The sequence below is a fragment of the Streptomyces sp. NPDC059524 genome, from assembly GCF_042749255.1.
Taxonomy (GTDB): Bacteria; Actinomycetota; Actinomycetes; order Streptomycetales; family Streptomycetaceae; genus Streptomyces; species Streptomyces xanthii.
On sequence record NZ_JBHYTK010000046.1, the window covers coordinates 1 to 21,950 of the forward strand.

Consider the following 21,950-nt stretch of genomic DNA (forward strand, 5'->3'; position numbering starts at 1 on the left):
GTCTCGTACGGGGCCCGGCGCCGACGTGTGTCCCGGGCCCGCTCACCGATCGCCCGAAGCGGCCGGGAAGACGGACGAGGGTCGCTAGGCTCGGGCCATGGAGATCATCGAGGGGGCGGGCGCCTGGACGCGGCCCGGTGACGACGACACGGACTGGACCGAGCAGCTGCGCAGGCCGGACCTGTCCGTCGGGACGTACTGCATCCCGGCCGGGGGCAAGGACACCCAGAGCCCGCACACGGAGGACGAGATCTACGTGGTCACGGCGGGCCGCGCGACGATCACGACCCCGGACCGCAGCGCCGAGGTCGGCCCCGGGGCGGTGATCTTCGTACCGGCCGGTGAGGAGCACCGCTTCACCGACATCACCGAGGACCTGGCCCTGCTCGTCGTGTTCGGCCCGGCCTACGGCTCACGCGGCTGAACGAAGCTCCACACCATCACCGCGCACGCCCCCTCGTCCACCCCGCCCGCGCTCCGGTACGCCGCGAGCGCGGGCGCGTTGTCCTGGTCGACGCCCACCCACATCCCGTAGCAGCCGCGCTCCCGGGCCAGGTCGGCCAGGGCGCGGATCAGGGCGCGGGCCGTGCCCCGGCGGCGATGGCCCTCGGCGACCGCCAGTTCGTAGAGGAACATCTCGCGGCCCTTGTCGGGGTGGAGCGTCTCGACGCCGCTGATGAAGCCGATCGGCCGGGCGGGATCGTCGGCGTCCTCGTAGGCCAGGAAGAGGTGGTGGCCCGGCGTCGCGAGGAAGCCGGCGGCCCACTCGGGGCGGGCCGGGGCGTCGAACAGGGGGGACGCGGCGAGGATTTCGGGCACGGTGGTCGCTCGGTCGATCCGCATGGGGGAGTTCTAGCAGGCGCCGCCGGCAGCGGCGATCGCGTTTCCGCGACGCCTACTGCGGTCGGCGTACGCGTGGCGCGGAGCGTACTCCCCGGGGAGGGCGGCGGGTTCAGCCCCCCGGTGGGACGTGCCGGGAGGGGCCGGGCCTTAGCGTGGACGCCATGGATCTACGACTGGGCGGGGCGTGGCGGCGCGGACGGCGATGGGCCGCCGGGGCGGCCGTCGCCGTGCTGCTCGCGGGAGCGGGGACCTGGTCCGCGGTGGCCTCCGGCGGCGAGCCCACCGTGCACCGGCAGGACCGCATGATGACGATGGGCGGCGGCGTACGGGTCGACACCTCGTACTTCACCGCCGGTGACAGCGGCGAGAAGCGGCCCGCGGTGCTGCTCGCGCACGGGTTCGGCGGCAGCAAGGCCGATGTGCGCGGCGAGGCCGAGCGGCTCGCGCGCAGCGGGTACGCGGTGCTGACCTGGTCGGCGCGCGGCTTCGGCCGCTCCGGCGGCAAGATCGGGCTCAACAGCGCTGACGCCGAGGTCGCCGACGTGTCCCGGCTCGTCGACTGGCTGGCCGGCCGCTCCGAGGTGAGGCTCGACAAGGCGGGCGACCCGCGCGTCGGTGTCACCGGCGCCTCGTACGGCGGCGCGGTGTCCCTGCTCGCCGCCGCCCACGACGACCGGGTCGACGCCATCGCACCGCAGATCACGTACTGGAACCTCGCCGACGCCCTGTTCCCCGACGGCGTGTTCAAGAAGCTGTGGACCGGGATCTTCTTCACCTCAGGGTCCGCCGACCTCGGCGCGCGCACGAGCGCGGCCGGCACCGGGTGCGGGCGGTTCGAGAAGGACCTGTGCGCCATGTACCGCAGGGTGGCCGTGTCCGGGGAACCGGACGCCGCCGCCCGCAAGCTCCTCGAGGAGCGCAGCCCGTCGGCCGTCGGGGAGCGCATCAAGGTGCCCACCCTCATCGCGCAGGGGCAGACCGACTCGCTGTTCCCGCTCGGCCAGGCCGACGCGATGGCGCGGCAGATCCGGGCCAACGGCGCGCCCGTCGACGTCGACTGGCTCGCCGGCGGACACGACGGCGGCGACATGGAGGTGGACCGGGTCACCGGGCGCGTCTCCGCGTGGTTCGACCGCTACCTGAAGGGCGACAAGAGCGCGGACACCGGCCCCGCCTTCCGCGTCACCCGCACCGGAGGCGTCGACTCCACCGACGGCGCCGCCACCCTGCGCGGCGCGAGCGGCGCCACGTACCCGGGGCTGCGCGGCGAGCACCGCGTGTCCGTCCCGCTGAAGTCCGGCACCGAGACCTTCGAGAACCCGCCGGGCGGCGGCCCGCCGTCGATCTCCGCCGTGCCCGGCCTGGGCAGCGTCTCCTCGCTGTCCTCCTCGCTCGGGCTGAGCGTCGCCCTCGACTTCCCTGGCCAGTTCGCCCGCTTCGACACGGCGCCGCTGGACCGCTCCGTGCACGTCACCGGCTCGCCGGCCGTCACCGCGCACGTGACCTCGTCCACCGGCACGGCCGTCCTGTTCGCCAAGGTCTACGACGCCGGGCCCGGCGGAGCGCGCGAGGTGCTGCCCTCCCAGCTCGTCACCCCCGTGAAGGTGACCGGCGCGGGCGGCGCCGGCAAGGACGTCACGATCACGCTCCCCGCGATCGACCACGAGGTGCAGAAGGGGCACCGGCTGCGGCTCGTCCTGTCCTCGACGGACCTCGGGTACGCGTCACCGGCCGAGCCCGCCACGTACAAGGTCAGTCTGTCGGGCGGCGCGCTGAGCCTGCCGACGGCGCCCGGCGTCGAGACCGCCGCCGCGCCGCTGCCCTCCTGGGTGTGGTGGCTGCCGGCCGGGGCCGCGCTCGTCGCCGCCGCCCTCGTGCTGACCGCCCGCCGCCGCGCGAGCGCCCCCGCACCGGACCCGGAGCTCGCCGACGTCCCGCTCGTCATCACGGACCTGAGCAAGAAGTACGCGAAGTCCACCGACCGCTACGCCGTGCGCGACGTGTCCTTCCACGTCGAACAGGGCCAGGTCCTCGGCCTGCTCGGGCCCAACGGGGCGGGCAAGACCACCACCCTGCGCATGCTCATGGGGCTCATCCGCCCCGACGCGGGTGAGATCCGCGTCTTCGGGCACGCGATCCGCCCCGGCGCACCCGTGCTCTCCCGGGTCGGCGCCTTCGTCGAGGGCGCCGGCTTCCTGCCGCACCTGTCCGGCCGGGAGAACCTGGAGCTGTACTGGCGGGCCACCGGCCGCCCCGCAGAGGACGCGCACCTGGAAGAGGCCCTGGAGATCGCCGGGCTCGGCGACGCGCTGGCCCGGGCCGTGCGCACCTACTCGCAGGGCATGCGCCAGCGCCTCGCCCTCGCCCAGGCCATGCTCGGCCTGCCCGACCTGCTGATCCTCGACGAGCCGACCAACGGGCTCGACCCGCCGCAGATCCGCGAGATGCGCGAGGTGATGATCCGGTACGCGCGCGGCGGCCGCACCGTGATCGTCTCCAGCCATCTGCTCGCCGAGGTCGAGCAGTCCTGCACGCACCTCGTCGTCATGGACCGCGGCCGGCTCGTCCAGGCCGGTCCCGTCGCGGAGATCGTCGGATCCGGCGACACGCTCCTCGTCGGCCTGGGCGGCGAGATCGCCGACCCGGTGGTGGAGAAGATCGCCGCGCTGGACGGCGTCGACTCGGCGGTCCGCGCCGACGACGGCCTCGGCCTGCTCGTCCGGCTCACCGGCACGGGCAGCGCCACCCGGCTCGTCGCGGACCTCGTCCGGCTCGACGTGCCCGTGGCGTCCGTCGGCCCGCACCGCCGCCTGGAGGACGCGTTCCTCACGCTGATCGGAGGGACCCCCGCATGACCGCCACCGCCCCCGCGACCCCGACGGCCGCCGGCTACCGCCCCGGCCGCACCCTGCCCCTGCGGGTCGAGCTCGTCCGGCAGGTCAAGCGGCGCCGCACCCTCGTCATGGGCGCGGTGCTCGCACTCCTGCCCTTCGTGCTCGTCGCCGCGTTCGCCATCGGCGGCGAACCCGGCGGGCGCAACGGGCGCGTGACGCTGATGGACACGGCCACCGCGTCCGGCGCCAACTTCGCCGCGACCTGTCTGTTCGTGTCCGCCGGCTTCCTGCTCGTCATCCCCGTCGCCCTGTTCTGCGGCGACACCGTCGCCTCCGAGGCCAACTGGTCGAGCCTGCGCTACCTCCTCGCCGCCCCCGTGCCGCGCGCCCGGCTGCTGTGGTCCAAGCTCGTCGTCGCCCTCGGCATGAGCCTGGCCGCGATGGTGCTCCTCCCCGTCGTCGCCCTCGGCGTCGGCACCGCCGCCTACGGCTGGGGCCCGCTGGAGATCCCGACCGGCGGCGCGCTCGACGCGGGCACCGCGGCGCAGCGCCTGCTCGTCGTCATCGCCTACCTCTTCGTGTCCCAACTGGTCACCGCCGGGCTCGCGTTCTGGCTGTCGACGAAGACGGACAACCCGCTCGGCGCGGTCGGCGGCGCGGTCTTCCTCACCATCGTGGGCAACGTCCTCGACGCCGTCACCGCCCTCGGCTCCTGGCGCGACTTCCTGCCCGCGCACTGGCAGTTCGCTTGGGCGGACGTCATCCAGCCGCAGCCCGAGTGGAGCGGCATGATCCAGGGCACGGCCGTGTCGGTGGCGTACGCGGTGGTCCTGTTCGCCCTGGCCTTCCGGGGGTTCGCCCGCAAGGACGTCGTGTCCTGACACGACGGTCCGGTCTCCGGAGGATCACCCACCGGTCACGACCGGCACCCGCCGTGACCCCTTCGAGGCCAAGGCGCAACCGCCCGGGACGAACATTCCGGCCGCCTCCCGCGTCACAGTCACAAGGACACCGGCGACACCGGTGGATGACGCAACGGGAGGGGCGGCATGGAACACCGTACGGACAGGACCCGCGGCCGGAGGAGGCGCGGCGGCGCGCTCGTCGACGCCGCGCTCGCCGGCGGGCTGCTGCTCACCGGATGCGGCGCCTCGGACACCGACGGCATGTCCTCCGCCGAGGACAAGCGGCTGCCGGCCGTCGGCTCCGGTGGCGCGCAGGGCGGTCCCGCCGCCTCCGTCGCCCCCGACGACGAGCGCCGCGACATGAGCGACAACCGCTCGACCTTCGCCCTCGACGTCGACACCGCCTCCTACGGCTACGCCCGCCGCACCCTCGCCGACGGCCGGCTGCCGGAGCCGGACACCGTGCGCCCCGAGGAGTTCGTCAACAGCTTCCGGCAGGGCTACCGGCGCCCCGACGGCAACGGCTTCTCGGTGACCGTGGACGGCGCCCGCTCCGGCGCCGACGGCTGGCGGCTGATGCGGGTCGGCCTCGCCACCGCCCAGGCCTCCGCCTCCGGCGAACGCCCGCCCGCCGCCCTCACGTTCGTCATCGACATCTCCGGCTCCATGGCCGAACCGGGCCGCCTCGACCTCGTCAAGGAGTCCCTCGGCACCCTCACCGACCAGCTCGGCGCCGACGACTCCATCGCCGTCGTCACCTTCAGCGACGAGGCCGAGACCGTCCTGCCGATGACCCGGCTCGGCGCCCGCGACGGCGCCGCCCGCGACCGCGTCCACCGGGCCGTCGGCCGGCTCGAACCCACCGACTCCACCAACCTCGACGCCGGCATCCGCACCGGCTACGACACCGCCGTCGAGGGGGTGCGGGAGGGCGCCACCAACCGCGTCGTGCTGCTGTCCGACGCCCTCGCCAACACCGGCGAGACCGACGCCGACGCCATCCTCGAACGCATCGGGGACGCCCGCCGCGAGCACGGCATCACCCTGTTCGGCGTCGGCGTCGGCAGCGACTACGGCGACGCCCTGATGGAGCGCCTCGCCGACAAGGGCGACGGCCACACCACCTACGTCTCCACACCCGCCGACGCCCGCAAGGTCTTCGTCGACCAACTGCCCGCCAACGTGCAGCTGCGCGCCCGCGACGCCAAGGCCCAGGTCGTCTTCGACCGCGAGAACGTCACCGACTTCCGGCTCCTCGGCTACGAGAACCGGCGCGTCGCCGACGACGACTTCCGCGACGACACCGTCGACGGCGGCGAGATCGGCCCCGGCCACACCGTGACCGCCCTCTACGCCGTCAAGGTCCGCGAGGGCGCCGAGGGCCGCGTCGCCGAGGCCACCGTCCGCTGGCTCGACCCCGAGAGCCGGGCCCCGCGCGAGCGCAGCGGCACCGTCTCGGCAGCCGCCCTCGACCGCCCCCTGTGGTCGGAGGCCACCCCGCCCCGGCTGCGCCTGTCCGCGGCCGCCGCCTACTTCGCCCACCGCCTCGGCGGCTCGGGCGACACCCCGTTCCCCGGCGAACCGCCCCTCGACCGGCTCGCCGCCCATGTACGGGAGCTGGGCGCTTCCACCGAGGACCCGGACGTGCGGGACCTGGCCGAGGCGATCGAGGAGGCGGAGGGGCTGTGGCGGGCCTAGCCTCCCTTCCGGGAGCGGGTCCGTCAGAAGTGCCGGGTCAGCCAGTCGACGAGGATCGCGTTCGTGCCCTCGGGATCCTCCAGCTGCGTCCAGTGCCCCGTGTCGATCATCCGGCGCTCGAACTCCTCGAAGTACTGGAGGAGATCGTCGGTGAGCGCCGGATGACAGATCGGGTCGTGCCGCGCGGCGACGAGCAGTGCGGGGACACGGGCCTTGGGCACGTTCCCGTCCGGGAACCGCTCGCGCTGCACCTCCCAGTTCCGCAGGATGCTGTGGTACCAGCTCAGGCCGCCCCCGAACCCCGTACGGGCGTAAGCCTCGCTGTAGTACCGCAGCTCCTCCGGGCTCATCACGAGCTCGCCCGGCCACGTCGACTCGTCGTCCCACAGCCAGTGGATGTAGGACATGCTGTCGGGGTCGTGGCGGCCCGTCCGGGACAGGTTCGTGCCCGCGCCCGTGTCCCGCCGCATGAAGAAGCGGAACGAGCGCGCCGGGTCCTTGTCCAGTTCCTCCTCGCACTCGGGGGTGCGGAAGTGCGCCACGTAGTTCCGCGGCCCGTACGCCTTCTCGTACAGCTCGACGGGGTTCTCGCGCGAGTGGCCGAACGGGGTGTTGAGCGTGATGACACCGGCCACCGAGTCCGGTTGGAGGTACGGCATCATCCACGAGACCATCCCGCCGAAGTCGTGTCCGACCACCACCGCCTTCTCGTAGCCGGCGTCGGCGATCAGTGCGGCGACATCGGCCGTCGTCTCCGCGATGCTGTAGGCGCTGCGGTCCTCCGGGCCGCTCGACAGGCCGTAACCCCGCATGTCGGGGGCCATCACATGGAAGCCCGCGTCGGCGATCGGGCGCAGCTGATGGCGCCAGGACGCGGCCAGTTCGGGGAAGCCGTGGCAGAGCACGACGCACACGTCACGCGTCCTGCGCTCCGGCTTCTCCTCGAAGACGGCCAGGCGTGCGCCGTCGGTGTCCACGAAGCGCGGCTCGGGCAGCTTGATCTCTGCGGTCATCGTCTTCCGTTCTCCCGTTCGGGCAGGGTGGTTCGGGCGGGGCGTTCGGACAGTTCGGTTCGGGCAGGTCGGTCCGCGCCGTTCCTGGATCAGTTTTGATCAAGTGATTCAAGCGATCGATCGATTTCGGAAGGTCTGGTCTATGCTGCCGGGCATGGCCTCCAGCGCAGCGAACCGGCAGGGCGACGCCACCCGGCAGCAGTTGATCAAGGCCGCCGAGCGCCTCTTCGCCACCCAGGGCGTGGACGCCGTCTCGGTCCGCGCTGTCAACGCCGCGGCGGGCCAGGGACCGGCCTCCGTGCACTACCACTTCGGTTCCAAGGAGAACCTGGTGGCGGCCGTCCTCCTCGGCGTCGGCGCCGCCGTCCGCGACGAGATCGCCGCCAACTGCGACGCCCTGGCCGAACGGCGCGAGGCCCCCACGCCCACCGAGGTCGTCCGCGCCCTCACCGACCCGTACCTCGCCCTGCTCCTGCGCCACCGCGTGCGCGGCATGCGCTGGGTGCAGATCGTGGTGCAGATCTCGCGCGACGGCCGACCCGCCATCGAGTCCACCGGCCAGGACGCCGTCGCGGCGAGCCTGCGCAAGCAGGTGGGCCGCGCCTTCCCCGACTGCGACGCCGAACGCATCGACCTGCGCTGGCCGTTGGTGGTGATGGGCTTCCTCCAGATGCTCAGCCACGCCGACGGGCTCGGCGGCCGGGGCGCCCGCCTCGGCCGCGACGAACTCGTCGAGTTCTACGAGGACCTGGTCACCTTCGTCATCGGCGGCGCGGAGCGCATGCTCGGCTGAGCCCCGCCCTCGTCGACGGCCAGATCGCGGCCCCGGGTCTCCGCCAGCCGCCAGATCGCCAGCGCCGTCACCAGACCGCACCCGATCACCAGGCCCGCGAGCGGCGCGCTGCGCGCACTCCCCGACGCCGCGAACAGACTGCTCGCGACGAGCGGCGTGAACCCGGCCCCGACCAGCGCGGCCAGCTGATAGCCGAGCGAGGCGCCCGTGTACCGCACCCGGGTGCCGAACAGCTCGGACAGCAGCGGGGCCAGCGGCGCGTACATCGACGACTGGAGCAGTCCCTGCCCGAGCACCATCGCCGTGACCAGCAGCGCCGGTGACCCGGAGTCGATCAGCGCGAAGAACGGGAAGGCGCCCAGCATCGTGGCGACCGCCCCGCCGAGCACCACTTTGCGGCGCCCGATCCGGTCGGAGAGCGCGGAGAAGAACGGGATCGCGACCAGCCCGACGAGCGAGGTGTAGAGCAGCCCCGTCATCACGTTCGCGCGCGAGTACCCGATGGCCGTGGCGTACGTGAGCATGAACGTGCTGATCATCGCGGTCAGCGCGAACGGGCCGATGCCCACCGCGCAGCCGAGCAGCAGCGTGCGCGGCCGGCGCAGCACGCGCAGCAGCGGCATCCGCGGGCCTTCGGACGGCTCCCGCGCCGCGGCGGCCTGCTGCTGCCGGAAGAGCGGGCTCTCCGTCACCCCGAGCCGCACGTACAGGCCGATCCCGAGCAGCAGCGCGCTGCACAGGAACGGGATACGCCAGCCCCAGGCGAGGAAGTCCCTGGTCGGCAGCGTGGCGATCGCCGTCACCGTGATCGTGGAGAGCAGGCCGCCGAGCGGGGCGCCCATCTGCATGAGCCCGCTCCAGAACCCCCGGCGGCGGGCGTCGGCGTGCTCGACGACCATCAGCGTCGCGCCGCCCCACTCGCCGCCGATCGCGATGCCCTGCACCACGCGCAGCAGCACCAGCAGGGCGGGGGCGGCGACGCCGATCGTCGCGTACGTGGGCAGCAGGCCGATGAGGAAGCTGGCGCCGCCCATGAGGACCATCGTGAGGATCAGCATGGACTTGCGGCCGAGCCGGTCGCCGAAGTGCCCGAACACGGCGCCGCCGAGCGGGCGGGCGACGTAACCGGCGGCGAGCGTGCCGAACGCGGCGATGGTGCCGGCCGCCGGGTTGGACTGCGGGAAGAAGAGCTGGCCGAAGGCGAGGGCGGCCATGGTGCCGTAGACCAGGAAGTCGTAGTACTCGATGACGGTGCCGAGGAAACTCGACACCGCCACCTTGCGCAGCAGCACGGGGTCGGTGGGGATCGGTTCCGGGGACGGGGATGGGGACGCAGGCATGACGTACTCCCTTGAGCGGTAGGGACGTTGCCGGATCAGCCCTGCTGGTGGCCCGTGCCGTGGGGGAGCACGAGGATCTTCACGTGCTCGGCGGGGGAGCGCAGAGCGGCGAAGGCTTCGGGGACCTCGTCGAGTGGGATGCGGGACGTGATGATCGCCTCGGCGTCGATCTCACCGTCGGCGAGCCGCCGCAGCACCGTCTCGTACGCGTTCTCGGTGGGCCCGTGGCCGAAGTTCACGGCGATGCGCCGCAGCTGACCGACCACGGGGATGACCGTCTCGTCGGCGAACGGCGCGGCGAGGACCTGGATCCGCGAGTCGTACGGGAGCCGGTGCAGCAGCCCGCCCAGCATCCCGGCCCGCCCGCTGCACTCGTACGCGATGAGGATCCCGTCGCCCGTCTCCCCTTGCTGGACAAGGGAGTCGTAGAGCTCGATCGGGTCCTGCTCGGCCGGGTCGACGACATGGTCCGCGCCCATCTTCGCGGCGAGCTCCCGGCGTTTGGGTGAGGGCTCGGAGGCGATGACCGTACGGACGCCGCGGGCCTTCGCCGCGACGATCGCGCCGAGGCCGATCGTGCCGCAGCCGATCACCAGCGCCGAGTCCGCGGCGGTGAGCCCGGAGCGCTGGACGTGCATCTCGCCGACGTGCAGCGGCTCGGCGAGCGCCGCGTGCTCCAGCGAGAGACCGTCGGGCACGTGCCGGGCCCAGAACGCGTCCACGGTGATGAAGTCGCCGAAGGCCCCGTGGTACGTGTTCGAGTAGCCGATGATCGTCGGGACGCCGGTGGCCGGATCGGTGACGATGCCGAGGCCCGCCACGCGGTCGCCGACGGAGAAGTCGCCCACCTCGGCGCCCGCCTCCGTGACGACGCCGGAGAACTCGTGGCCGAGCACGATCGGGCGCTCCGGATCGAACCGGGCGAGCGGATAGTCGGCGCCCTCGACCACCTCGCAGAACCGGTCCGCGTCCTTCGACACCGTCAGATCGCTGCCGCAGATGCCGCACGCGGCGACCTCGACGCGGAGCTGGCGCGGGCCGAGGGGCGGGAGTTCGGGCACGTCGGCGAGGCGGAACTCGCCGTCCAGGAACTGCACGGCACGCATGGCTCAGGCCTCCTCGGCTCGGGGCTCGCCGTAGTACTCGGTGTGCGCCTTGGTGATCGCTCCGGCCAGCTGCCCGATGAGCTGCTCGCGGTGGTCCTCGGCGAACTGCAGGCTGGCCTGGCGGTTCCGGTTCCGGTTGCGGAAGTGCGGGACGACCTCGGAGGCGAACAGTTCGTAACTGCGCTTGGTGTCCTCCCAGTTCGCCATGTCGACGTGCAGGACGAGCATCGTCCCGAAGCCGCCCGTCTTCTCGATCAGCGCCTCGATCCGGGCGATGGCCTGGTCCGGGGTACCGATGACGGCCTGCCCGAACTCGCCGAGGGAGTTGTGGCGCCAGAAGTCGATGACGCCCTGCGGGGTGGCCGCCCAGTCGGGGTAGCGGCCGTTCTGCCGGTTCGCGTACGCGGCCATGGCCTGGATGCGGCGGCTGACCGCGCGCTCGGCGTCGGCCTGCGTCTCGGCCAGGAACATCGGGTTCACCAGGCGCCAGCGGGAACGGTCGGCGACGTGTCCGTGCTCGGCGGAGACCTTCTCGTAGATCTCCCAGTTCCGGTCCAGCGCGTCGAACCCGGCGGGGGAGCTCGCGGCCAGCGACAGCAGCGACAGGCCGTGCTTTCCGGCGAGCACCGAACCGTTCGGGGAGACGGTGGAGGCGGCGACGACCTCGATGCCGGCCGGGTCGTACGTCGGCAGCTGGGCCCGTGCCTCGCGGAGCGTGAACCAGTCCGTCTCCCGCGACACCACCTCGCCGCGCAACAGCGGCAGCACGACCTCCAGCGCCTCGCCCTGCATGCGCCGCTGCTCGGCCGGGTCGATGCCCATCATGCGCGCGTCCAGCGGGATCTTCCCCGGCCCGGTCCCCAGGATCACCCGGCCCCGGGTCTGCAGGTCGAGCTGCGTGATGCGGTCGACGGTGATCAGCGGGTGGTGGTACGGCAGCGAGACCACACCCGTGCCGAACCGGATCCGGGACGTCCGCTCGGCCGCCGCCGCGATGAACTGGTCCGGCGCGGGCACGATCTCCGCCCCCGTCGAATGGTGCTCACCCATCCACGCCTCCTCGAACCCGAGGTGGTCCAGATGGGTCATGAGATCGATGTCCCGCCGCAACTGGAGCGCGGGATCCGCGTCCAGCGGGTGGAACGGGGCGAGGAAGGCCCCGAACTTCAGTGATTCGGCCGTCCACATCGTTGAACTTCCCCTCACTTGACGCTACTTGGCGCTGCGTTGCGCAGGGCGGAGCGAGCACGGGAACACTCGGGCATCCCCGGCGAAGCGGTCCCGACGCCTGGTTGTGTATCACGTATTTCAATCACGTGATAGAACTCTTACCGCTGACCGGGACCGCCCCCCGGACATGCCTCAGGCCCGCGCTGCGTGGGGAACCAGCGCGGGCCTGAATCGACTTCTGTGCGGTTTGAGGGCGGATTGAGGGCGGTCTGCGGGTGGCCTGCGGGTGGGCCTACCGGATCTGCCGCCCCGAGATCGCGCGGGCGATGACCAGGCGCTGGATCTCGCTCGTGCCCTCGAAAATGGTGTAGATCTTCGCGTCCCGGTACATGCGCTCGACGGGGTGCTCGCGGCTGTAGCCGGCGCCGCCGAGGACCTGGATGGCCTTCTCCGTCGCCGAGACCGCGAGTTCGCCGGCCCGGAGCTTCGACATCGAGCCCTGGCCCGCGTCGAAGGTCTTGTTGTTGCGGGCCATCCACGCGGCCTGCCAGATGAGGAGGCGGCAGGCCTCGATCTCCGTACGGATGTCCGCGAGGGCGAAGGCGATGGCCTGGTTGTCGATGATCGGACGGCCGAACGCCTCACGTTCGCCCGCGTAGTCGAGGGCGTACTCGTAGGCGGCGCGGGCGATGCCGAGAGCCTGGGCGCCGACCGTGGGGCGGCTGACCTCGAACGTGGACATCGCGGCCTGTCCGCGACCGCCCCGGGTCCCCTCGCGGGCCCGCGCGAGACGGGCGTCGAGCTTCTCCTTGCCGCCGAGCAGGCAGTGGCCCGGGACCCGTACGTCGTCGAGGAAGACGTCGGCGGTGTGCGAGGCACGCAGGCCCAGCTTCTTGATCTTGCGGGCGCCTTCGAGGCCCGGAATGCCCGGCGGCACGATGAAGGCCGCCTGGCCGCGCGAGCCCAGCTCCGGGTCGACGGAGGCGACGACCACGTGCACGTTCGCTATCCCGCCGTTGGTGATCCAGGCCTTCTGGCCGGACAGGACCCATTCGTCCTTGGCCCCGTCGTGACGGGCCCGCGTCCGCATCGCCGCCACGTCCGAACCGGCCTGCGGCTCGGACACGCAGAACGCGGCGAGCTTCGGGTCCGTCTCGTCGCCGAAGCACTGCGGCACCCACTCGGCCAGCTGATCGGGCGTCCCGGACGAGAAGATCCCGGCCACCGCGAGCGAGGTGCCGAACAGCGACATGCCGATGCCGGCGTCGCCCCAGAACAGCTCCTCGTTGGCGATCTGCAGGGAGATCCCCGTCGGGTCGCCGAACAGCTCGGCCAGCGACTCGAACCCGTACAGGCCGATCTTCGCGGCCTCGCGGATCACCGGCCATGGAGTCTCCTCGCGCTCGTCCCACTCGGCGGCCGCGGGGCGCACGACCTCCGCCGCGAAACCGTGCACCCAGTCCCGCAGTTCCCGCTGCTCCTCGTCCAGTTCGAGAGAGAACACCATGCCCGCCGCGCCCCCTAGGCCTTCGGGATGTCGAAGTAGCGGGTCAGGCCGGAGGCGAGCGCGACATCGCCCGCGATCTTGACCTTGCGCATCATGAACATGGTGACGGGCGAGGAGTTGCCCGAGACCAGCTTGAGGAAGTCGGCGTCGCCCATGATGAGCGTGACGCGCGGCTCCGCGTCCGAACGGCCCTCGGTGACCGTGCAGGTGCCCTTCGAGATGTGCGTCTCGTAGACGGCCTCGGGGTTGTCGCCCTGACCCGTGACCTTCCAGCGGATCAGCGCCTCCAGCTGCCCGGCGACCTCGGGCTTGAACTGCCGCTCCATGCGCCCGAAGACCTCCTTCAGGACACGGCCGCGCAACTCGGCGTCCCGCGCGATCTCGCTGATCTCCTTCGCGGACAGGCCCTTGACGATCCGTGCGAACTCCTCGGGCGTGACGCTCGCGAAGTCGAGGCCCGCGATCTCGTCGGCACCGCTCATGGAAGTCTCCCTCGGTAAGTTTCTTACTAATCAGTAAGATTACTGCTTGGTAAGGTTACGGCGACGTAGATAGGCTGACAAGGGTGACGGGGACACGGGGAGCGGCTCAAGGGCGCACGGCAGCGGCCGGGCGGCGCAAGCGCGTGCCGCGCGAAGTGCGCGAGCAGCAGATCATCGACGTGGCCGTGGGCGTCTTCGCCAAGCGCGGCTATCACGCGGCCAGCGTCGACGAGATCGCCGAACTCGCCGGGATCTCCAAACCGATGGTCTATCTCTACCTCGATTCCAAAGAGGGCCTCTTCCTCGCCTGCCTGCGGCGCGAGGCCGCACGTCTGGTCGCGGCCTTCCAGGACGCGGCGCGCGGCGCCGGCGCCGCCCCCGAACTGCGGCTCTACGCAGGTCTGTCCGCGTTCTTCGCCTTCGTCGCCGAGCACCGCGACAGCTGGGTCGTCCTCCATCGCCAGGCCTCCGAGCTCAGCGAGGCGATCGCCGCGGCCGTCGCCGAGGCACGCCGCGCGGTGATGGCCGAGGTCGCCGGACTGATCAGCGATGGCATCAGCGACAGCGGCCGCGGCGAGCGACTGCGCGCCCAGGACGCCGACTTCGTGGCGCACGCCCTGGTCGGCGCCGCCGACTCGCTCACCGACTGGACCGAGCAGAACCCGGGCCAGTCACCCGAGGGCGTCGCCCTGCGACTCATGAACATGGTGTGGGTGGGCATGCGCGACGTACTCGACGGCGAGGCCTGGCTGCCCCGCGGCTGACTCCTCTCGCGACCTCCTCACGGCTCCCCTCCCGTTTCCTCTCGCGGCTCCCTTCCCGTCTCCCGTGCGGATTCCTGCGTGACCCGTTGAATTTTCCTTACGCGTGGGTAAGTTGACCTCCCAGTAAGTACGAGCAAGCACCGGAGTCCAGCAGCCGCGCGACCGGGAGCCGTCATGGGCGTACGCAAGGATCTGAAGCGGGCCAGGAAGCGAAGCGACCTCGCCGAACGGGCCAGACCCGAACTCGTCAGGGACGAACACGGAACCGTCCGCCAGGCACACGTCGCCCCGCTCGCCGCCCCACCCGCCGACGGCTCCACCCCCGCCGACATCCCGTACACCAACGCCGCCGAGGACCCGGGCGCCGTCGTCCTGCGCCGCAAGGAGGCGGGGGAGTGGAAGCCGGTCACCGCGGCCGCCTTCGCACGCGAGATCACCGCCGCCGCCAAGGGACTGATCGCCGCCGGACTCGAACCCGGCGGGCGCGTCGCCCTCATGTCCCGCACCCGCTACGAATGGTCGGTCCTCGACTTCGCGATCTGGGCCGCCGGCGGCCAGACCGTCCCCGTCTACGCCACCTCCTCACCCGAACAGATCGAATGGATCCTGCGGGACTCCGGCGCCCGTCAGCTCATCGTCGAGACCCCGGAGAACGCCGCGGCCGCCGAGAGCGCCCTCGCCGCGCTCCCCGAGAACGACCGCCCCGCTGTCCGCCAGCTCGACGCAGGAGCCGTCCTCGAACTCGCGACGCTGGGCCGCGACATACCCGACGAGGAAGTCACCAAGCGCCGCGCCGCTCTCACCCCCGACACCATCGCCACCGTCTGCTACACCTCCGGCACCACCGGACGCCCCAAGGGCTGCGTCCTCACCCACGGCAACCTCCACGCCGAGGCCGCCAACACCGTCGAGCTCCTCCATCCCATCTTCAAGGCCATCACCGGCCAGACCGCCTCCACCCTCCTCTTCCTCCCCCTCGCCCACATCCTCGGCCGAACCATCCAGATCGCCTGCCAGCTCGCCCGCATCGAGTTCGGCCACTGCCCGAGCATCAAGCCCGACGAACTACGGCCCGAACTCCGCTCCTTCCGCCCCACGTTCGTCGTCGGCGTCCCCTACCTCTTCGAGAAGATCCACGAGACCGGACGCGCCACCGCCGAGAAGATCGGACGCGGCGCCTCCTTCGAACGCGCCGACCGCATCGCCGTCCGCTTTGCCGAAGCCCACCTCACCCGCTTCCTGGACGGCGGTCAGGGCCCGGCCCCTGCCCTCCGGCTCGCCGCCGGCCTCTACGACCTCCTCGTCTACCGCCGCGTCCGCAAGGAACTCGGCGGCCGCCTGCGCTACGCCATCAGCGGTGGCTCCCCCCTCGACCGCAACCTCAACCTCTTCTTCTACACAGCCGGCATCGTCGTCTACGAGGGCTACGGCCTCACCGAGACCTCGGCCGCCGCCGCCATCACCCCACCGCTGCGCCCACGCCCCGGCACCGTCGGCCTCCCCGTACCCGGCACCACCATCCGGATCGCCGACGACGGCGAGGTGCTCGTCAAGGGCGGCATCGTCTTCGGCTCCTACTGGCAGAACCAGGACGCGACCGACGAAGTCCTCGACCCCGACGGCTGGTTCGCCACCGGAGACCTCGGCGAACTCGACGCCGACGGCTACCTCCGCATCACCGGCCGCAAGAAGGACATCCTCGTCACCAGCGGCGGCAAGAACGTCTCCCCGGCCGTCCTGGAGGACCGCCTGCGCAGCCGCTCACCCGTCGGCCAGTGCATCGTCGTCGGCGACAACCGCTCCTACATCGCCGCCGTCATCACCCTCGAACCCGAGTCCGTCGCTCACTGGCTCAGCGTGCGCAAACTGCCCGCCGACACCCCGATGTCCGAGGTGATCGCCGACCCGCGCATCGTCGCCGCCGTACAGAAGGCCGTCGACTACGCCAACGAGGCCGTCTCCCGCGCCGAGTCCATCCGCAAATTCACCCTGGTCGACGGCGAGTTCACCGAGGACAACGGGCTGCTCACCCCCTCCCTGAAGATCAAACGAACAGCGGTCATGGCGGCGTACGCCCGCGAGATCGAGGAGCTGTACGGTGCCTGAGCGCCAGCCTCAGCCTGATCCCGCGTCCGAGGCCGCGACCGAGGCAGTGTCCGAGACGGAGGCCCCGTCCGAGCCCGAGCCCGAGCCCGAGCCCGGCACGGACTACGACGTCGTCGTCGTGGGCTCCGGATTCGGCGGCTCCGTCTCCGCCCTCCGGCTCACCGAGAAGGGCTACCGCGTCGCCGTCCTCGAAGCCGGCCGCCGCCACACCCGCGACACCCTGCCCCGCACCTCCCTCTCCCTGCGCGACTACCTCTGGGCACCCCGCCTCGGCATGTACGGCATCCAGCGCATCCACCTGATGAAAAACGTCATGGTGCTCGCCGGCGCCGGCGTGGGAGGCGGCTCCCTCAACTACGCCAACACCCTCTACGTACCCCCGACCCCCTTCTTCCGCGACCGCCAGTGGGCCGACATCACCGACTGGCAGCGCGAACTCGCTCCGTACTACGACCAGGCCCGCCGCATGCTCGGCGTGCGCACCAACCCCACCACCACCGAGGCCGACGAACTGCTGCGAGACGCGGCCGGACGGATGGGCGCGGGGGACACCTTCCGGCTCACGCCCGTGGGCGTGTTCTTCGGCGACGGTGAGGACGCCGACGGTTCGACAACGGCCGGGCCCGGCAAGGAAGTTCCCGATCCCTATTTCGGAGGTGCCGGACCCGCCCGCACCGCCTGCACCGAATGCGGATCCTGCATGACCGGCTGCCGCGTCGGCGCCAAGAACACCCTCACCGAGAACTACCTCCACCTCGCCGAACGGGCCGGCGCCGAGGTCCGCCCCATGACCACGGTCACCGCAGTCCGCGAACGCTCCGACGGCACGTACGAGATCACCACCGTGCCCACCAACCGGCAGCGCCGCGGCCGCCGCACCGTGCTCCGCGCCCGCCACGTCGTCCTCGCCGCCGGCACCTACGGCACCCAGACCCTGCTGCACCGGATGAAGGCCGACGGGATCCTGCCCCGCCTCTCCGAGCGGCTCGGCGTGCTCACCCGCACCAACTCCGAGGCCCTGGTCGGCGCCCTGACCTGGCCCCGCCGGCTCGGCCGCAAGGACATCGACTTCACCCGCGGCGTCGCCATCACCTCGTCCGTCCACCCCAACCCCACCACCCACATCGAGAACGTCCGCTACGGCAAGGGCTCCAACCTCATGGCCCTCATCTGCGTTCCGCAGTACCGCCAGAACCTGCCCAAGCCGCTCGCCGCCGCCCTCGCCTTCCTCTCCCACCCGGTCCTCGTCGCCCGCACCGTCGTCCTGCGCCGCTGGTCCGAGCGGACCATCATCGGTCTTGTCATGCAGACCCACGACAACTCCCTCACCACGAGCCTCACCCGGCGCGGGCAGCTCACCGCCGAGCAGGGCCACGGAACGCCCAACCCCGTGCACATCCCGGAAGGCTGGGAGGCGGCGGGCCTGATCGCCGAGTCCATCAACGGCTTCGCCGGCACCAACCTCGGCGAGCTGCTCGGCAAGCCGCTCACCGCCCACTTCCTCGGCGGCTGCCCGATCGGCGCGACGCCGGAGCGCGGGGTCGTGGATCCGTACCACCGGCTGCACGGGCATCCGGGGATCTCGGTGGTGGACGGTTCGGCGGTCTCCGCGAACCTCGGGGTCAATCCGTCGCTGACGATCACGGCGCAGGCCGAGCGGGCCATGTCGTACTGGCCGAACAAAGGGGAGAAGGACCCCAGGCCCGAACCGGGGGCCGCGTACGCGGAACTGAGGCCGGTCATGCCGAAGACCCCGGCCGTTCCGGCAGGGGCGTTCGGCGCGCTGAGGTGGTGAGCGGGCGGCGCTGAGGGGGTGTCGGCGGGTGGAGCTCGGGCGGTCGGTCAGCGCACGGTCAGCGAACGGACAGCGTTCGGTCAGCGCTTGGTGGTGCTGTTGAACTTCGAGCGGGACCAGACGTAACCGACGGAGGCGATGACCATGCACCAGGCCAGCGAGATCCACCCGCTGTTGCCGATCTCCGTGCCCGACAGCAGCCCGCGCAGGGTCTCGGTCATGGGGGTGAACGGCTGGTTCTCGGCGAACCAGCGCAGTCCCGGGGACATGGAGTCGGCCGGCACGAAGGCGGAGCCGAGGAAGGGGAGGAACTGGACGAGCAGCGGCTTGTTGCTCGCGGACTCGACCGTCTTGGAGATCAGACCGAGCGCCGCCGACAGCCAGGTCACCGCGAACGCGATGGCCGCCAGGAGCCCGGCCGCGGCCAGCCACTCCAGCGCGGTCGCGTCCGACCGGAAGCCGACGGCGAACGCGACGGCGACGACCGGCACGAGACAGGCCATCGTCTGCACGACGCTGCCGATCACATGTCCTGTCATGAACGAGGAGCGGGTGATGGGCATGGTCCGGAAGCGGTTGATGATGCCCTCGGTCATGTCCTGGCAGACCGCGATCGACGTCGACATCGACCCGGACGCGACGCCCATGATGATGATGCCGGGCGTCAGATAATTCACGTAGGTGTCGCGGCCACCGCCCATGCCGGCGCCGATCGAGTCACCGAAGGCGTACGCGAACAGCAGCAGCATCAGGATCGGCGTCAAAGCGCTGCCGAAGCCGACCGCCGGGTAGCGGATGGCGTGCTTGAGGTTGCGCCGCAGCATGATCCGGGAGTCGTGCACGGCGTAGGTGAGCGAACTCATCGCAGGGTCTCCTTGATGTGCAGCTGGGCGACGTCGGCCGGGTCGGTGGAACCGGTGCCCTCGCCGGTCAGGGCGAGGAACACGTCGTCCAGGTCGGGGGTGTGCACGGAGAAGTCGGCGGTGCGGACCCCGGCGGCGTCGAGCCGGTCGAAGACGGTGCGCAGTGCGTCGAGGTCACCGCCGCCCGCGAGCCGCAGGGCGAGGTTCTCGTCGTCACGGGCCGCGCTCGGGAAGGCCGCGCCTGCCTGCTCGTAGGCGGCGAGGTCGTCGAAGCGCAGACGTACGTGGCTGCCGGGGATCTGCGCCTTGAGTTCGTCGGCGGTGCCCTCGGCGACGATCCGGCCGCCGTCGAGCACGGCGATCCGGTCGGCCAACTGGTCGGCCTCCTCCAGGTACTGGGTGGTGAGGAAGACGGTGGTGCCGTTCGCGACAAGCCCGCGCACGGTGTCCCACATGGTGCGGCGACTGCGCGGGTCGAGTCCGGTCGTCGGCTCGTCCAGGAAGATCACCTGGGGGTCGCCGACCAGGGTCATCGCCAGGTCGAGCCGGCGACGCATGCCGCCGGAGAAGGTCGCGGCGCGGTTCTTGGCGACGTCCGCGATGTCGAACCGTTCGAGGAGCGCCTGGGTGCGGGCCCGGCCCTCGCGTCGCCCGAGGCGCAGCAGGTCGGCCATGAGCAGCAGGTTCTCCTCGGCGCTGAGGAGGTTGTCGAGGGCAGCGAACTGGCCGGTGACACCGATCGCGGCGCGTACCGCGTCGGGTTCGGCGGCGATGTCGTGGCCCGCGACCTGGGCGTGGCCGCCGTCCGCGCCGACCAGCGTGGAAAGGATCTCCACGGTGGTGGTCTTGCCGGCTCCGTTCGGGCCGAGCAGGGCGAAGACGCTGCCGGAGGGGATGCGCAGATCGATGCCGTCGAGGACGGTCTTGTCGCCGTAGGACTTGCGCAGGCCGACGGCGGAGATCGCGGGGGCGGTCGAGGCCGAGACCGCTGTTGTGGATGTGGGCATGACAGATGAAGGCATGGAGCCCTCCCGGTGGGGGCCGAAGCCGAGGTGAAGGTGAAAGTGAAGGTGGCGGTGAAGGCGGGAGTGGTGGTGAAGGTGAAGTCGGTGGCGGGGCTCAGGGGCGGGCGCGGCGGACTTCGATGTTGCCCGCGCGGGTGCGGGCGTGGATCTTGACGGTGCCCTCCGTCTCCGCGGGCGGGGCGGCGTCGGCGAGGGTGTTGTGCACCTGCCCGTGTGCCGAGATGACGTCGAGCCAGGCGGCGGTGCCCTCGCGGACACCTACGTCGATGCTGCCGTACCCGGTGTCCAACTGGACGACCCCGGAGGCGACTTCACCGAGCCGCAGACTGCCGTACGCCGTGGTGGCGGTGACGGAGTCCTCGGCGCGGGTGATGTCGACCTCGCCGTGCGCACCGCTCGCCCGGAGCTCGCCCGTCACGGTGCCGACGGTGATGTTGCCGTGCGAGTTCTTGAGCACGGCGGAGCCGTCGATCACCCCGACGCGCACGTTGCCGGAACTGGTGGACAGCTCGGCGGCGCCCTCGACGCGGGTGACGTGGATCGCGCCGTGGGCGGCGCTGACCTGGAGCGGCCCGGTCTCCTCCAGGCGGATGTTGCCGCCGGAGGTCTTCACGTGGACCTCGCCGAGCCGGCCGTCACCGAGCACCTGGGTCCAGGAGCCGGTCACGTCCACGCGGGAGCCGGCGGGCAGTTCGACCGTCACGTCGACGGCGCCGCTGGGGCCGATGAAGCGCCGCTCCCTGGTCCGCACGGTCAGGACGCCGCCCGCGTACGCGACCTCGGTCTGCTCGGCGGCCTTGATGTCCTTGTCCCGCTTCGGACTGGCGGGGCGGACCTCGACGACCGTGTCGGCGCGGTCGCTCGCGGTGAGCCGGATGGAGCCGGCGCCCACGTGAGCGGTGACGGAGATCGGTTCCGGAGTGTCGAAAGAAGGCATGGCTGTTCCGTCCTTCTGGGTCTGGTGGGCGTCCCTGCCGGTGAGACGTGACGTGGTGAGGGGTGGTGGAAGTGGAGTGAGGTGCAGTGCAGTCAGGTGACGTGTTCGGCGCGGAGCCCGGTCAGCGCACCCAACCGGTGAAGCTCTGTCCTACGGAGCGGCTCTTCTCCTGGGGGCGTGGGGTGGCGCCACCGGCGTCGAGGGCGCCGGACACGGCGCGGACGAGCCAGGCGTTGACCGACAGCCCCTCGCGGTTCGCGGCCTCTTCGGCGCGGGCCTTGAGGTGGGCCGGCAGGCGCAGATTGACCCGGGCCGTGCCGCCCTCGTCCGTCTCGACGACGCCTGCGGGCGCCGGCGGGGCGAGGGTCGCTGCCGGGGGCTCGGCGCGTGGTGCGTCGCTCGGCGGCGGCGTCACCACGAAGTCGGGGTCGAGCCCGCGCAGCCGTACGTCGACCGAGCCCGGGGCGAGCTCGACGGTGATCTCGTCCATCGCGGCGGACAGAGCGTTGAGCAGGGTCAGGCGGGTCGCCGACTCGAGCGGGGCGGTGAGGCGCTCGGCCAGGGCGCGGGCTTCGTCGCCACCGGCTTCGGCGGCCACCGCGAGCTCCCGCTGGAGCGACTCGACGTACGGCTTCAGGTCCATGACGTCATAGTGGCACCACTGTGGTGCCATGCGCAAGCGGTCCGGAGAAATTTGGCACCACGGTGGCGCGCGGTGGCGCCATCTGGTGTCGCGTGGCGTCTGGAGGTGCGGGAGGGGTTCGAGTGG

At 71.8% G+C, this 21,950-nt stretch carries 19 protein-coding genes; 8 read left to right on the forward strand and 11 right to left on the reverse strand.

Going from position 1 to position 21,950, the window contains the following annotated elements; all coding sequences use genetic code 11:
* Window positions 1–97 precede the first annotated feature (97 nt).
* Complete coding sequence (locus ACFW9D_RS15575) at window positions 98–424, forward strand: cupin domain-containing protein (protein ID WP_384622160.1); 327 nt, start codon at window positions 98–100, stop codon at window positions 422–424.
* Here ACFW9D_RS15575 and ACFW9D_RS15580 read toward each other — a convergent pair.
* Window positions 406–843, reverse strand: a complete 438-nt coding sequence (locus tag ACFW9D_RS15580; RefSeq protein ID WP_384622163.1) for a GNAT family N-acetyltransferase — start codon at window positions 841–843, stop codon at window positions 406–408. The two genes, ACFW9D_RS15575 and ACFW9D_RS15580, sit on opposite strands and share 19 nt — an antisense overlap.
* Window positions 844–1,004: 161 nt before the next feature.
* Between ACFW9D_RS15580 and ACFW9D_RS15585 the strand changes: the two genes are divergently transcribed.
* The 3 genes from ACFW9D_RS15585 to ACFW9D_RS15595 all read left to right on the forward strand — a co-directional run bounded on the left by ACFW9D_RS15585 (window position 1,005) and on the right by ACFW9D_RS15595 (window position 6,280).
* Window positions 1,005–3,698: an alpha/beta fold hydrolase gene (locus tag ACFW9D_RS15585; RefSeq protein ID WP_384622165.1), complete on the forward strand. Its 2,694-nt coding sequence runs from the start codon at window positions 1,005–1,007 to the stop codon at window positions 3,696–3,698.
* Window positions 3,695–4,558, forward strand: a complete 864-nt coding sequence (locus ACFW9D_RS15590; protein ID WP_384622168.1) for an ABC transporter permease — start codon at window positions 3,695–3,697, stop codon at window positions 4,556–4,558. Before ACFW9D_RS15585 ends, ACFW9D_RS15590 begins: the two co-directional genes overlap by 4 nt.
* Window positions 4,559–4,726: 168 nt before the next feature.
* The gene (locus ACFW9D_RS15595; RefSeq protein WP_384622172.1) at window positions 4,727–6,280 is read left to right on the forward strand and encodes a von Willebrand factor type A domain-containing protein; all 1,554 of its coding nucleotides are present in this window, start codon (window positions 4,727–4,729) and stop codon (window positions 6,278–6,280) included.
* A gap of 23 nt (window positions 6,281–6,303) precedes the next feature.
* Here the strand turns inward: ACFW9D_RS15595 and ACFW9D_RS15600 are convergent, their stop codons facing one another.
* A complete protein-coding gene (locus tag ACFW9D_RS15600; RefSeq protein WP_384622175.1) occupies window positions 6,304–7,293 on the reverse strand; it encodes an alpha/beta fold hydrolase in 990 nt (329 codons plus the stop codon).
* Window positions 7,294–7,447: 154 nt separating this feature from the next.
* Between ACFW9D_RS15600 and ACFW9D_RS15605 the strand changes: the two genes are divergently transcribed.
* Entirely contained in the window at window positions 7,448–8,086 is a 639-nt protein-coding gene (locus ACFW9D_RS15605; protein WP_188338859.1) for a TetR/AcrR family transcriptional regulator, read from the forward strand.
* On the opposite strand, the gene ACFW9D_RS15610 is transcribed toward ACFW9D_RS15605, so the two are convergent.
* The 5 genes from ACFW9D_RS15610 to ACFW9D_RS15630 form a co-directional block, all read right to left on the reverse strand.
* Window positions 8,032–9,426: an MFS transporter gene (locus ACFW9D_RS15610; protein ID WP_384622178.1), complete on the reverse strand. Its 1,395-nt coding sequence runs from the start codon at window positions 9,424–9,426 to the stop codon at window positions 8,032–8,034. The genes ACFW9D_RS15605 and ACFW9D_RS15610 overlap by 55 nt on opposite strands.
* A gap of 35 nt (window positions 9,427–9,461) precedes the next feature.
* A complete protein-coding gene (locus ACFW9D_RS15615; protein ID WP_384622181.1) occupies window positions 9,462–10,532 on the reverse strand; it encodes an alcohol dehydrogenase catalytic domain-containing protein in 1,071 nt (356 codons plus the stop codon).
* 3 nt (window positions 10,533–10,535) lie between these two features.
* Entirely contained in the window at window positions 10,536–11,720 is a 1,185-nt protein-coding gene (locus ACFW9D_RS15620) for an LLM class flavin-dependent oxidoreductase (RefSeq protein ID WP_384622184.1), read from the reverse strand.
* Between the two features lie 274 nt (window positions 11,721–11,994).
* A complete protein-coding gene (locus ACFW9D_RS15625) occupies window positions 11,995–13,209 on the reverse strand; it encodes an acyl-CoA dehydrogenase family protein (RefSeq protein WP_384622187.1) in 1,215 nt (404 codons plus the stop codon).
* Window positions 13,210–13,223: 14 nt separating this feature from the next.
* Window positions 13,224–13,691 carry an SCP2 sterol-binding domain-containing protein gene (locus tag ACFW9D_RS15630; RefSeq protein WP_384622190.1) on the reverse strand — a complete coding sequence of 156 codons (468 nt, stop codon included), beginning with the start codon at window positions 13,689–13,691 and terminating at the stop codon, window positions 13,224–13,226.
* A gap of 83 nt (window positions 13,692–13,774) precedes the next feature.
* Between ACFW9D_RS15630 and ACFW9D_RS15635 the strand changes: the two genes are divergently transcribed.
* From ACFW9D_RS15635 to ACFW9D_RS15645, 3 genes are all read left to right on the forward strand, one after another.
* A complete protein-coding gene (locus tag ACFW9D_RS15635; RefSeq protein ID WP_384622193.1) occupies window positions 13,775–14,455 on the forward strand; it encodes a TetR/AcrR family transcriptional regulator in 681 nt (226 codons plus the stop codon).
* Between the two features lie 174 nt (window positions 14,456–14,629).
* Window positions 14,630–16,561 (forward strand): AMP-dependent synthetase/ligase, encoded by a 1,932-nt coding sequence (locus tag ACFW9D_RS15640; RefSeq protein WP_384622196.1) that lies wholly within the window; start codon window positions 14,630–14,632, stop codon window positions 16,559–16,561.
* 46 nt (window positions 16,562–16,607) lie between these two features.
* Entirely contained in the window at window positions 16,608–18,356 is a 1,749-nt protein-coding gene (locus ACFW9D_RS15645) for a GMC family oxidoreductase N-terminal domain-containing protein (RefSeq protein ID WP_384622251.1), read from the forward strand.
* Window positions 18,357–18,436: 80 nt separating this feature from the next.
* Here ACFW9D_RS15645 and ACFW9D_RS15650 read toward each other — a convergent pair whose 3' ends face one another.
* From ACFW9D_RS15650 to ACFW9D_RS15665, 4 genes are all read right to left on the reverse strand, one after another.
* Window positions 18,437–19,219 carry an ABC transporter permease gene (locus ACFW9D_RS15650; RefSeq protein ID WP_188338867.1) on the reverse strand — a complete coding sequence of 261 codons (783 nt, stop codon included), beginning with the start codon at window positions 19,217–19,219 and terminating at the stop codon, window positions 18,437–18,439.
* Window positions 19,216–20,226, reverse strand: coding sequence for an ATP-binding cassette domain-containing protein (locus ACFW9D_RS15655; protein WP_384622200.1), 1,011 nt, complete (start codon window positions 20,224–20,226; stop codon window positions 19,216–19,218). The genes ACFW9D_RS15650 and ACFW9D_RS15655 overlap by 4 nt, the downstream gene beginning before the upstream one ends.
* A 112-nt stretch (window positions 20,227–20,338) precedes the next feature.
* Entirely contained in the window at window positions 20,339–21,181 is an 843-nt protein-coding gene (locus ACFW9D_RS15660) for a DUF4097 domain-containing protein (RefSeq protein WP_384622203.1), read from the reverse strand.
* 121 nt (window positions 21,182–21,302) lie between these two features.
* Entirely contained in the window at window positions 21,303–21,824 is a 522-nt protein-coding gene (locus tag ACFW9D_RS15665; protein ID WP_188338870.1) for a toxin-antitoxin system HicB family antitoxin, read from the reverse strand.
* Window positions 21,825–21,950 lie beyond the last annotated feature (126 nt).